General features: G+C 59.8%; 10 protein-coding genes and 1 tRNA gene. 5 read left to right on the top strand and 6 right to left on the bottom strand.

Features of this window, described 5'->3' with window-relative positions; translation table 11 throughout:
• Positions 1 to 588 (bottom strand): threonine aldolase family protein (locus WCA53_RS21175; protein ID WP_423915243.1); only part of this gene is annotated, 588 nt, incomplete at its 3' end.
• Positions 589 to 922: 334 nt separating this feature from the next.
• Positions 923 to 3,547: an alanine--tRNA ligase gene (alaS, locus tag WCA53_RS21170; protein ID WP_423915241.1), complete on the bottom strand. Its 2,625-nt coding sequence runs from the start codon at positions 3,545 to 3,547 to the stop codon at positions 923 to 925.
• 357 nt (positions 3,548 to 3,904) lie between these two features.
• On the opposite strand from alaS, the gene WCA53_RS21165 reads away from it, so the two are divergent.
• Both WCA53_RS21165 and WCA53_RS21160 read left to right on the top strand, forming a co-directional pair.
• Positions 3,905 to 5,614 carry a glutamine--tRNA ligase/YqeY domain fusion protein gene (locus WCA53_RS21165; RefSeq protein WP_423915239.1) on the top strand — a complete coding sequence of 570 codons (1,710 nt, stop codon included), beginning with the start codon at positions 3,905 to 3,907 and terminating at the stop codon, positions 5,612 to 5,614.
• Between the two features lie 56 nt (positions 5,615 to 5,670).
• Positions 5,671 to 6,552, top strand: coding sequence for a transporter substrate-binding domain-containing protein (locus WCA53_RS21160; protein WP_423915248.1), 882 nt, complete (start codon positions 5,671 to 5,673; stop codon positions 6,550 to 6,552).
• Positions 6,553 to 6,564: 12 nt separating this feature from the next.
• Here the strand turns inward: WCA53_RS21160 and WCA53_RS21155 are convergent, their stop codons facing one another.
• The 4 genes from WCA53_RS21155 to WCA53_RS21140 form a co-directional block, all read right to left on the bottom strand.
• On the bottom strand, positions 6,565 to 7,017 hold the full coding sequence (locus WCA53_RS21155) for an NUDIX domain-containing protein (protein ID WP_423915237.1): 453 nt from the start codon (positions 7,015 to 7,017) through the stop codon (positions 6,565 to 6,567).
• Between the two features lie 60 nt (positions 7,018 to 7,077).
• The gene (locus WCA53_RS21150) at positions 7,078 to 7,479 is read right to left on the bottom strand and encodes an RT0821/Lpp0805 family surface protein (protein ID WP_423915234.1); all 402 of its coding nucleotides are present in this window, start codon (positions 7,477 to 7,479) and stop codon (positions 7,078 to 7,080) included.
• Between the two features lie 442 nt (positions 7,480 to 7,921).
• Positions 7,922 to 7,998, bottom strand: a tRNA-Arg gene (locus WCA53_RS21145).
• 78 nt (positions 7,999 to 8,076) lie between these two features.
• Positions 8,077 to 8,907, bottom strand: a complete 831-nt coding sequence (locus tag WCA53_RS21140) for an undecaprenyl-diphosphate phosphatase (protein ID WP_423915231.1) — start codon at positions 8,905 to 8,907, stop codon at positions 8,077 to 8,079.
• Between the two features lie 547 nt (positions 8,908 to 9,454).
• Here WCA53_RS21140 and WCA53_RS21135 point away from each other — a divergent pair.
• The 3 genes from WCA53_RS21135 to WCA53_RS21125 all read left to right on the top strand — a co-directional run bounded on the left by WCA53_RS21135 (position 9,455) and on the right by WCA53_RS21125 (position 11,542).
• Positions 9,455 to 10,360 (top strand): aldose epimerase, encoded by a 906-nt coding sequence (locus tag WCA53_RS21135; RefSeq protein WP_423915229.1) that lies wholly within the window; start codon positions 9,455 to 9,457, stop codon positions 10,358 to 10,360.
• A 125-nt stretch (positions 10,361 to 10,485) separates the two neighbouring features.
• Entirely contained in the window at positions 10,486 to 11,187 is a 702-nt protein-coding gene (locus WCA53_RS21130) for a peptidoglycan DD-metalloendopeptidase family protein (RefSeq protein ID WP_423915227.1), read from the top strand.
• A 79-nt stretch (positions 11,188 to 11,266) separates the two neighbouring features.
• Positions 11,267 to 11,542: a hypothetical protein gene (locus tag WCA53_RS21125; protein ID WP_423915245.1), complete on the top strand. Its 276-nt coding sequence runs from the start codon at positions 11,267 to 11,269 to the stop codon at positions 11,540 to 11,542.
• Positions 11,543 to 11,756 lie beyond the last annotated feature (214 nt).

Here is an 11,756-nt window from a genome sequence, read left to right as displayed (position 1 = left end):
GTCCACCCCCGCGCGCCACGTGATTTCGGACGGGTGGACGTTGAGCGTCGCAACCGCGTTCGAAAAGCGCGCGCCGTCCATGTGGACCTTCAAATGACGGCGCTTGGCGATCGCCGCGATCGCGCGTACTTCTTCCACGGTGTACACCGTGCCGACTTCCGTCGACTGCGTGAGCGTGACGACTTTCGGCTTCGGATAGTGGATGTCGGCGCGACGCGTAACGATCGCCTCGATGGCATCCGGCGTAAGCTTCCCGTCGATACCCGGCGCCGTCAGCAATTTCGAGCCGCCCGAAAAGAATTCGGGGCCGCCGCATTCATCGGTTTCAATGTGCGCGAGCTCGTGGCAGATCACCGAGTGATACGACTGGCAAAGCGACGCGAGCGCGAGCGAATTCGCGGCCGTGCCGTTGAACACAAAGAAAACTTCGCAGTCGGTCTGGAAAAGGTCGCGAATGCGGTCGCACACGCGCTGCGTCCAGGAATCGTCGCCGTAGGCTGGCTCGTGACCGCTATTGTTAGAGTCGATTAGCGCGGCGAGCGCTTCGGGACAGATGCCGGCGTAGTTATCGGAGGCGAAATGTTGCATGCGGAGGGCGCCGGGGCAAGGGATGAGCGTGGCCGATATTTTAACGGCTCGCGTGAAAGAGCGTGAAGACGCGGTAAATCCCCGGCCGACGGACTGGATGCCCGCGCGCTGCGTGCTGCGCGCTTCCTGCTGGAAACCCCGCACCTGTCGATTGGCTTTCCACCCGTGATGAAATGGGTTTGATCTCAAGCGTTCGAAAAAAAAGGCCTGCTCTGTGAGAACAGAGCAAGCCTTTTAGCGTGCCGAGTGGAAATCGGCCGAGGCGCAGAATTCAGCCTGATGTTTTCCGGTACCGCAAAGCTCGCTTGAACGTTACCGCACCGAACGACTCTCCTCAGAGCTTTCCTTTCACCCAGTCGGCGACACCCGCCAGCGCCGCAACCAGATTTCCCGGCTCCGTGCCGCCCGCTTGCGCCATGTCCGGCCGTCCGCCGCCCTTGCCGCCCACTTGCTGCGCGACGAAGTTCACCAGGTCGCCCGCCTTCACTTTCTTCGATGCTTCCGCCGTCACGCCCGCGATCAGGCTGACCTTGTCGCCTTCGACGGTCGCCAGGACGATCGCCGCGTTCTTCAGCTTGTCCTTCAATTTATCGACGGTTTCGCGCAGGGTCTTGCTATCGGCGCCCGGCAGTTGTGCGGCCAGCACATGAACGCCGCCAATCTCGATTGCTTGCGAGACCAGTTCGTCACCCTGGCTCGAAGCCAGCTTCGATTTAAGCGCGCCCAGTTCCTTTTCCAGCGCCTTCACGTGTTCCTGAACCTGCGTAATGCGCTGCGTGAGTTCGGACGGCTGGGCCTTCAAAATAGCCGATGCTGCGTTGATCCGCGCGTCGAGTTCCTGCACGAAGCGCACGGCGTTATCCCCTGTGATCGCTTCCACTCGACGAATCCCCGCCGCCACGCCGCCCTCCATCACGATCTTGAAGAAGCCGATATCGCCCGTGCGCTGCACGTGCGTCCCGCCGCAAAGTTCGCGCGAAAAACCAAGGTCGAGCACGCGCACTTCGTCGCCATATTTTTCGCCGAACAGCGCCATCGCGCCACCCTTCACAGCGTCGTCGTAGGGCATCACGCTCACTACGCCTGCCGTATTCGCCAACACTTGCGCATTGACGATCTCTTCCACGCGACGAATCTGGTCGTCGGTCATCGGCGCGTTGTGGGCGAAGTCAAAGCGCGTCTTGTCAGGATCGACGAGCGATCCCTTTTGCTGCACGTGAGCGCCGAGTACCTCGCGCAACGCCTTGTGCATCAGGTGCGTCGCCGAGTGATTGCGCGCGGTGCGGGCGCGGCGAATCACATCGATTTCCGCCTTCACCACGTCTCCCACCTTGAGCGTGCCCTGTTCCACCGTGCCGTGATGGCCGAAGACATCGGCCTGGACCTTCAGGGTATCGCCGACCGCGAAACGCACGCTGGCATTCACGAGCACGCCCTGATCGCCGGCCTGTCCGCCCGATTCGGCGTAGAACGGCGTGTGATCCAGCACCACAATGGCCTGCTGCCCGGCTGGCGATTCCTTGACCGACGCGCCTTCCACGTAAATCGCGATGATCCTGGCGTTGTCGAAACATTCGCTTTCGTAGCCGTGAAACGTGGTCTTTGATCCCGAGTACTCGAGACCCGCCGCCGACTTGAATTTGCCCGCCGCGCGTGCCTGGTCACGCTGGCGTGCCATGGCTTCGTCGAAGGCCGCTTCGTCCACCGTGATGCCGCGCTCGCGACACACGTCCGCGGTCAGGTCGAGCGGGAAGCCGTACGTATCGTGCAATTTGAACGCGAGTTCGCCGTCGAGTTGCTTCGAGCCTTTTGCATCGAGATCGGCGAGTTCGCCTTCGAGAATCGACATACCGTGTTCGATGGTCTCGAAGAAGCGTTCTTCTTCCTGCTTCAGGATATCCGTCACGCGCGCTTGCGCGTCCCGCAGTTCCGGATAGGCCGCACCCATTTGTTCAACGAGATCAGGCACCAGCTTGTGGAAGAAACCGCCTTTTTTGCCCAGCTTGTAACCGTGGCGAATCGCGCGGCGCACGATCCGGCGCAGCACGTAGCCGCGGCCTTCGTTGCCGGGAATAATGCCATCGACGATCAGGAACGAGCACGCGCGAATATGATCCGCGATCACCTTCAGCGAGTTGTTGGTGAGATCGGGCGTGTCCGTTTCCCGCGATGCCGCCTTGATCAGCGCCTGGAACAGGTCGATCTCGTAGTTGCTGTGCACGTGTTGCAACACGGCGGCGAGGCGTTCGAGGCCCATGCCGGTATCGACGCACTGCTTGGGCAGCGGCGTCATGTTGCCTTGCGCGTCGCGGTTGAACTGCATGAACACGAGATTCCAGATCTCGATAAAGCGGTCGCCGTCTTCCTCGGCCGATCCCGGGGGCCCACCCCAGATTTCAGGACCGTGGTCGTAGAACACTTCGGAGCACGGACCGCACGGGCCGGTATCGCCCATTTGCCAGAAATTGTCTGAGGCGTAGCGTGCGCCCTTGTTGTCGCCGATGCGGATGATCCGTTCCTTCGGCACACCGATTTCTTTTTCCCAGATGGCGAACGCTTCGTCGTCTTCCTGATAGACGGTGACGCTGAGCTTGTCCGCTGGAAGTCCGTAGACCTTCGTCAGCAATTCCCAACAGTAGTGGATTGCATCGCGCTTGAAATAGTCGCCGAACGAGAAGTTGCCGAGCATTTCGAAGAACGTATGGTGACGCGCCGTGTAGCCGACGTTTTCGAGGTCATTGTGCTTGCCGCCCGCCCGGACGCTGCGTTGCGACGTGGTCGCGCGGGAATACGGCCGGCTTTCCGTACCCAGGAAGACGTCCTTGAACTGGACCATGCCCGAGTTCGTGAACAGCAGCGTGGGATCGTTGCCGGGCACGAGGCTCGACGAGCGGACGATCGTATGGCCCTTCGACTCGAAGAATTTAAGGAATTTCTCGCGGATTTCGGCGGCTTTCATGGCGTGCGGGTCTGCTTTTCTGTGCGGTGGCGACGCGAGCGAGTAACGCTGCACGCGACGCCGGGAGCCAATTGGGGATTGACGATTATACGGGATCGTATAGCGCGCGGCGCCCGCCGACAGCGGCAAGAGGAAAAGCCGCGCAAGAACACGGTGTCGTCGAGCGAGAGGCCCGGCGCACGTCGTTCGCCCAACGGTGTCGCGACAAAACCGCAAAATCCCGCCCGGCACAGTACGGCAAGGATTGCTAAGGTAGAATCAAAGGTCAGATAAGTCTCACCGAAAAGTCTCACCGCACGCACGCCGCACGCTATTGCTGTTGTACGCACGCGCCCCCTTTAGCTCTCTCTTTCTCGAATGAACACCGATCGCAACGACGCCCCGGCCGTATCCAATTTCATCCGCAATATCATTGATGAAGACAATCGCAACGGCAAATGGTCGCAGCGGGTCGAAACACGCTTCCCGCCCGAGCCGAATGGCTATCTGCACATCGGCCATGCCAAGAGCATTTGCGTCAATTTCGGCATCGCGCGTGATTACGACGGCGTCTGCCACCTGCGTTTCGACGACACGAATCCAGAAAAGGAAAGCGTCGAATACGTCGATTCCATCATCGATGCCGTCAAATGGCTCGGCTTCGACTGGAATCAGAACGGCACGGAACACCTGTATTTCGCGAGCGACTACTACGACAAGCTCTACGAATTCGCGGAACTGCTGATCGAGCGCGGCCAGGCGTATGTCGATAGCCAATCGCCCGACGAGATGCGCGCCACGCGCGGTTCGGCCCAGGTAGCGGGGACGAATTCGCCCTTCCGCGACCGCACGCCCGAAGAGAACCTCGACCTGTTTCGCCGCATGAAAGCGGGCGAGTTCAAGGAAGGCGAGCACGCGCTGCGCGCGAAAATCGACATGGCTTCGCCGAACTTCAATATGCGCGATCCGGTGATTTATCGGATTCGCTTCGCGCATCATTACCGGACCGGCGACACGTGGTGCATCTATCCCATGTACGACTACACGCATTGCGTGTCGGACGCGCTCGAAAACATCACGCATTCGCTGTGCACGCTCGAATTCGAAGATCACCGGCCGCTATATGACTGGTTCCTGAATCAACTCGCCGATGACGGCAAGTTCATCCGTCCATTGCCGCAACAAATCGAGTTCTCGCGCCTGAATCTCACGTACGCCATCACCAGCAAGCGCAAGCTGCTGCAACTGGTGACCGAGAATCACGTCGAGGGATGGGACGACCCGCGCATGCCGACTATCGTCGGTGTGCGCCGTCGCGGCTTCACGCCCGAAAGCATCCGCCTAATGTGCGATCGCGTCGCCGTGACCAAGGTGGATTCATGGATCGACATGAGCGTGCTGGAAGGCGCGTTGCGTGACGATCTCGATGAGAAAGCGCCGCGCGCGATCGCGGTGCTGGATCCGCTGAAGCTGATCATCGACAACTATCCCGAGGGCGCCAGCGAAACCTGTAGCGCGCCGGTTCATCCGCATCACCCGGATCGCGGCACGCGTGAGTTCCTGTTCTCGCGCGAGTTGTGGATCGAGCGAGAGGACTTCCAGGAAGCGCCCAAGAAGGGCTATTTCCGGTTGTTCCCAGGCAACAAGGTGCGGCTGAAGTACGGCTTCGTGGTGGAATGCACGGGTGCCGACAAAGACGAAAACGGCAACGTGACGGCCGTGCACTGCAATTACTTTCCCGACAGCCGCTCCGGCACGGAAGGCGCGAACAGCTACAAGGTCAAAGGCACGATCCACTGGCTCAGCGCTGAAGGCGCGTACGAAGCCGAAGTGCGCCTTTACGATCGCCTCTTCAAGGAACCGCAGCCAGGCGCGGGCGGCGCCGAATTCCTGGACGCGCTCAATCCGGAATCAAAGCGTGTCATCCGCGCGTATCTCGAACCGTCGGCCCGTCAGGCAATGGCGGAAGACCGCTATCAATTCGAACGCCACGGTTATTTCGTGGCGGACCGCATCGACTCGAAACCCGGAATGCCGGTGTTCAACCGCATTGTCAGCTTGCGGGATAGCTGGGGAAAGCCGGCTTGAACTCGTCACGGCGTCAATCCGGCTGGGCGCTCACGGCACTGAAGTTGTCGGTGGGCGTGCTCGTCTTTGCCGCGCAAGCGACGTTCGCGGCCGGCCCTTCGGACGATCAAACGTCGCCCACGCTGCGCAAGATCGCCGAAAGCGACGTCATTGTGCTGGGCGTGCGCGAGTCGTCGGTGCCGTTCTCTTACTTCGACGCGAACCAGAAACCCATTGGCTACTCGCAAGCCATCGCGATGAAAATCGTGGACGAAGTCAGGCGCCGGCTGCAAAAGCCGCACCTCGCCGTGAGCACGGTGGCCATCACGTCGGCGAATCGCATGTCGTTCGTGGTGAATCACCAGATCGACCTGGAATGCGGTTCCACAGGCCATGTTCGCGAGCGCGAGCAACTTGTCGCATTCTCCGACAGCTTTTTCGTGTACGGCATTCGAATGGTCGTGAAGCGCAAATCGGGTATTCGGAACTACGCCGATCTGGCCGGCAAGACCGTATCGACAACAGCGGGAACGTCCGATGAACTTCTGCTACGCGAAATGTCGCAGAAACAGAACCTGAATCTGCGCATCATCAGCGCAAAGGACCATGCCGAAGCGTTCAATGCGGTGAAGACCGATCGCGCGGTCGCGTTCGTGATGGACGACCCTTTGTTGTACGGACAGATTGCCAACGAGCGCTCGGCAGCCGACGAATACGTGGTGACCGGCGATTCGCTAGCGCATGAGGGCTACGCGTGCGTGATGCGCAAGGGTGACCCCGAATTCAAGAAGCTGGTCGACGACGTGATCTCCGGCATGCAACGTTCGGGCGAAGCCGCCAAGCTCTACGACACATGGTTCATGCAACCCATTCCGCCCGACAACATCAATTTGCGCTTCCCGCTTTCGCCGCAAATGAAAGCGTTGTTCGCCGATCCAAGCGATCGGGCGTACGACTGAGCCGGATTCTCGTCAGGCCAACATTTGATGCAATTCCGTGAGCGAAAGCGTGGTCTGAAAGACGCGCACGAGGCTGCGGCTCGCGTACTGATCGACATCGACAGGCTTGACCCACCGGTAAGCGTCCATTTCCGGAATCATCACGCCGTCTCGGCGACGCGGAAAATACGATTCGCACACGCACGCTTCCAGCGTCACTTCCTCGTCCGTGACGCGCACGGCGAACAGGTGCAAGTCCTTGTCCCGACGATAGACAAACCGCCCGAGATCCTTTAGCCGCCCCGCGTCCAGCACGATCCCTGTCTCTTCGACAAGCTCACGCAACGCCGCCTCCACTGGCTCTTCGCCGGGCTCGCCCTGCCCTTTTGGCACGTCCCAGTGCGACGTATCGGTTGCGTGACACAGCAGCACGTCGCCTTGCGGGTTCAGGATCACGACGCCGCACGAAACAGTCCGCTCGGCCATTAACGGCTCCTCCGGACGCTTGATACAGGGGGATTACGCGGGGTCACGGGCCGGGGCATTTTATTGCTTCACCAATTGCCACTTTCCGTCCCCCGCCTTGCAGGCGGTAGGCACCCAGGTCTGGGTCTGGGTCTGGCCCTTGGCCACAGCGACGATGGTCAGCTTGCGGCACGTGCGCGCGCTAGTCTTGTCAGTGTCAGACGGCGTGATGGTGCCTTTGATGGCCACCGAATTGTGCGTGCCTTTGTTGTCCCAATCCTGCGCTTCGCCGTCCTGCTTGGTGTCGAGTGCCGTATGAGCGGCATTGTTGAGCGCCTGCAAGTCAGCTTGCTTCATGTACGAAATCGGCGAGTTGGCAAGAAAGCCAAGGTTGGCTGCCTGCGCCGCGCCGCTCGCCAGTAGGACGCACAGTGCGACGACTTGAACGCAGGCGCGCGAGCGCGCGCGAGATGGGTGTGACATGGTGCTTCCCTCTTGGCGACGTTGGATTGCTTTGCCGCGTGGTGCGCGGCAGGACGAGCGCGCGAGCATGCATTACCTACTTCAAACACGTATCGCTAAGGGCCGAGGATATCATGGGGTCGCAACGGAACTGCAAGCTCTAATCTGCGGTGAGCCCTGCCGTGAGATCGTTAGGCGGTGAGCGTTTCTGCGTCGATTTGAGACATTCTCAGCACTATCTGATGTAGGCCGCCAGGCGCGAAATCTAACATCGGCGCTTGTCGAATTTAATATTTTTGTCTGCGCGACTGGCGGCGTGAAGGTTTGACGATGAATCTTCGCTTTCTCACACGCCAGGGTCAGACGGCATTGAAGCGTCGCCGATAAACACCCGCGTGGAGTGCGGTTGATGTTCGGGACAGTAGAGGAAACATTGAACGAGCCGGAGAGAAACGCGAGGCTTTGGTGCGACAGGGGCGACTCGAACGCCCGACCCTCGGCTTAGAAGGCCGATGCTCTATCCAGCTGAGCTACTGCCGCATTGCAGTTGAGCCGGGATTTTACCTCATCGAAAGCATGCAAAGCATCATTCCGACGCTTCGCATGCAATGAAGCAAATCAAACCGGCTGCGGATGCATCACGAACCAGCCGAGACACAGCGCTCCCGCGATCACGCAATACAAGCCAAACGCCGCCAACCGGCCGCGTCCTTCGAAGTAATGCATCAGGAAACGCACGCTCAAGTAAGCCGCAATACCCGTCAGCACGCCGCCAAGCACGGCGTCGGCGAGTTGGTCCGGGGCATGGAACAACTTCGGCAATTCAAGCACACCGGCCGCGAAGATGATCGGCGTGCCGAGCAGGAACGAAAACTCAGCCGCTTTGGCAGCCGACAATCCCGCACCGACACCCGCAATGATCGTCAAGCCGCTGCGCGAAAAGCCTGGAATCAGCGCGCCGATCTGCGCAAGGCCGACCAGGAACGCCTGCTTGAATGTGAGCGATTCAGGCGCGCGCTCGGCGCGAGAACGCGTCAGCCGATCACCGAACCACAGCAGCACACCGTTGACCATGAGTGCGAGCGCGACAATGCGCAGGTCATGAAACAGCGTTTCGAGCCGCTTTTCAAGTACGAGTCCGACAATCCCCGCAGGAATGGTGCCGATAATCAGCGCCCACATCATGTGGCCGTCTTCGTTCTGGCGCCCCCTGAGCGACCCGACAAAGCCCCTCACCAGCGCGATCCAGCGTGCGCGAAAATACCAGAGCAACGCAAAAGCGGTCCCCAGGTGCAATGCGACCAGAAACGGCAGCAATTGCGGCGCGTGCTTGTCGATGTGCATTCCCATCAGGCCGGGAACGAGAAGCGTATGACCGAGACTGCTGACCGGAAACAATTCGGTTACGCCTTGCAGTACGCTTAGAAATATCAGAAACCACAAAGTCACGCGTCGATCCTCTTTCGTTATGGGCGACAGAACATGTCCGAACGCAATCCGGCACATGAGGCTTGCAAACCGGGCCGATTATGCCGGTCGGCAAATGCAGCGCCAAGCGTTCCATGCTGCAGGGCACACTTTGCCAGCAAACGAAGGGATTTCAATAGACTAAAAAATGCAAATAAAGTAAACAAAAAAGCCCGTCCTGAGACGGGCTTTTTGCCATGAAATTTTAGGAGTCTTACTTCACGGCTTGACTTTGTAGAGAAACAAAACCGTGCTCGCGCCGAACATCCCAAAAATCATGATTCCAAACGCCATTGCCAGATCCATATGCCCTCGCTTGAGTCGGGTCGCCTTGACTATTTATTGGAATCGCCGGGGTGAAAAATGTTTCAGCGGCGTTACATCGTGCGAGCATTATCGTGGCAACGAAACAGCGCGTGTCAGTCGCAATTTCCCCAAAAGGGTTTCCCCGTAGAATTGAGCCGCCGTCCTGCCAGGGCCGCCGCGCCCAGTCTTATCCACCTATTCGATAACCTTGGAGATCATCGTCATGTCGTCCCAGCCTGAAGACATCATGGAAATCACGCGCGATGGCGCGGCCCTGCAATTGGCGCCCCACGCGGGCGGCAAGCTGATGACATGGAACGTCGGCGGGGAACCGGTCATCTTCTGGCCCGCCGCGCCGGACTGGTCGAATTTTGTGAAAATTCGCGGCGGCAATCCGCTGCTGTTTCCGTTTCTTGGCCGCCACTTTGTGGACGGTGAAATCGGCAAATGGCGCGACAAGGATGGCGTCGTGCGGGAGCTCTCCATGCATGGCTTCGCGCGGGACTTGCCGTTCGAGCATCGGCAGGACCCCGACGGACATGGCGTGCGAATGACGCTCGTCGATAACGATTTCACGCGACAAGGCTATCCGTTCGCATTTCGGTTCGAAGCGGCGTATCGCCTGGTCGATGCCGTCACGCTCGAAGTGGAACTCACCACGTCGAATCCGGGCGAGGTGCCGCTGCCCTATTACGCGGGTCACCATTTTTATTTTGCGCTGCCGCACGACCAGCGCGGCGTGAGCAGCCTGGAACTGCCGCGCACGGAAACACGCCGACAGCTCGGTGACGGCTCGATCAGCGAGCCGCAAGCCGGTGCCGGCCGTTACACGCTGGACGACGCGGGCATTATCGACCGGTTTCATTGTTTTACCGGTCCGTCCGATCAGCCGGTTCGGCTCGTGATGCCGGGTCTCGAACGCGCCGTGCACTTCGATTTGCAGCGTCCTGATTCGGTGCCCTGGTATTGCGTGACCACCTGGACCGAGGCGGCGACATCGGATTTCTATTGCATTGAGCCCTGGGTTGGCCTTCCCGATGCCATCCACAACGGGCACGGACTGCGCTGGCTGGCGCCGGGCAAAACCGAAACAGCGGCGCTCCGGCTCAGCGTGGGACCCGCGACATAACGCCGGCAGCGGCTGCGTTCTGGAGTGCGGCACACGGGGAACGGTAAAATCAGACGTTTGGCTGATTGCCGACCTGGCGTGCCGCATCGGGGTTCTGCTCGCAGCGTTTTTCGAGGTTCTAAGTTTTGGTCAAAATAATTCGACGGCTGACCTGCGCGTCTTTAATCGCAGTTCTCGCCGCGTGTGGCTCGGCCCCAGTCGGGCCGGGGTTCTATCGCGTTGAACGCGGAGATACCGTGTCGAAGGTCGCTCGGGCGAATCGGACGTCCACGCAAAACATCGTGCGCTGGAACAATCTCACCGATCCCAACGCGATCGAGGTCGGCCAGGTCCTGCGCGTCGCGCCGCCACCCGGCACCGCGATTGCGAATGCGCCTGCGTCCTCCGCACCGGCTGCCCGCGGGAGTGGAAGCAACAACGCGAGTTCATCGGATAGCGCGCCGTCCATCACGCCGGCCTCCCGTATCTCGCTTATCTGGCCGGCTCAAGGCAGCGTGATTCGTGGTTTCGATGGCAAGAGTTCCAAGGGTGTCGACATCGCCGGCTCGTCGGGCACGCAAGTGGTTGCGGCCGCGGCGGGCACCGTGGTCTATGCGGGGAATGGGTTGCGCGGCTATGGCAACCTGCTGATCGTGAAGCACAACGCTGATTTTTTGACGGCGTACGCACATAACCGTGCGCTGCTGGTGAAGGAGGGCCAGACGGTCGCGCAAGGGCAGCCGATCGGAGAAATGGGCGATAGCGATACTAATCGCGTGATGCTGCACTTCGAATTACGCTACAAGGGAAGTTCGATCGATCCGTCGCGCTATCTGCCGGCGCGATAGAAACGCTCTCACAAACATAGGAAGCTTGATGAAATTTGATTTTCGCGGCAAGGCGTTTGGAGCAGCTATCACGGTGGCAATGGCCGCAGCGGTGGCGCTGTCGGGTTGCGCGAACACATCGAAGATGACGTATTTGCCTTCCGGCGACACCGGTTTCGCCATCAATTGCAGCGGCGGTGACGCAAGCAGCAGTTGGGCGGAGTGTTATAAAAAAGCGGGCGAAACGTGCGGATCGTATGGGTACGACGTTGTGTCGAAGGATGTCGATAACGGCGCGACCTCGGGGGGGACCGTGGCCGGGATTTTCGGTTCGAACATCAAGAACCGGTCGATGGTGATTCGCTGTAAGCAGTGAACGTTCGCGCGGTGACGTTCGCGCTGCGCCCGGAAGGGGGGGTTGGGCGGTGCTGCTTGCGGCGAGTGGGGGGATAGGACGGAAGGGTGCTGCTCGCGGAGAGTGTGGGGCTAGGATTGAGTCCTTCTGCTCGCGTGGTCGTTCTGCTTAAGTCGGATTTTCTTGCTTATTTCTGTTAGCCCCTATCCGGGGCGGGACTTCATTTCTTTTCAAA

The organism is Caballeronia sp., from assembly GCF_049581465.1.
In the GTDB taxonomy this organism is placed as follows: domain Bacteria; phylum Pseudomonadota; class Gammaproteobacteria; order Burkholderiales; family Burkholderiaceae; genus Caballeronia.
This window is presented reverse-complemented; position numbering and strand designations above follow the sequence as displayed.

Bases quoted from the DNA above. Each gene is read 5' to 3' on its own strand.
- alaS (WP_423915241.1), bottom strand. From the start codon at position 3,547: ATGAAAGCCGCCGAAATCCGCGAGAAATTCCTTAAATTCTTCGAGTCG.
- WCA53_RS21165 (WP_423915239.1), top strand. From the start codon at position 3,905: ATGAACACCGATCGCAACGACGCCCCGGCCGTATCCAATTTCATCCGC.
- WCA53_RS21155 (WP_423915237.1), bottom strand. From the start codon at position 7,017: ATGGCCGAGCGGACTGTTTCGTGCGGCGTCGTGATCCTGAACCCGCAA.
- WCA53_RS21150 (WP_423915234.1), bottom strand. From the start codon at position 7,479: ATGTCACACCCATCTCGCGCGCGCTCGCGCGCCTGCGTTCAAGTCGTC.
- WCA53_RS21135 (WP_423915229.1), top strand. From the start codon at position 9,455: ATGTCGTCCCAGCCTGAAGACATCATGGAAATCACGCGCGATGGCGCG.
- WCA53_RS21125 (WP_423915245.1), top strand. From the start codon at position 11,267: ATGGCCGCAGCGGTGGCGCTGTCGGGTTGCGCGAACACATCGAAGATG.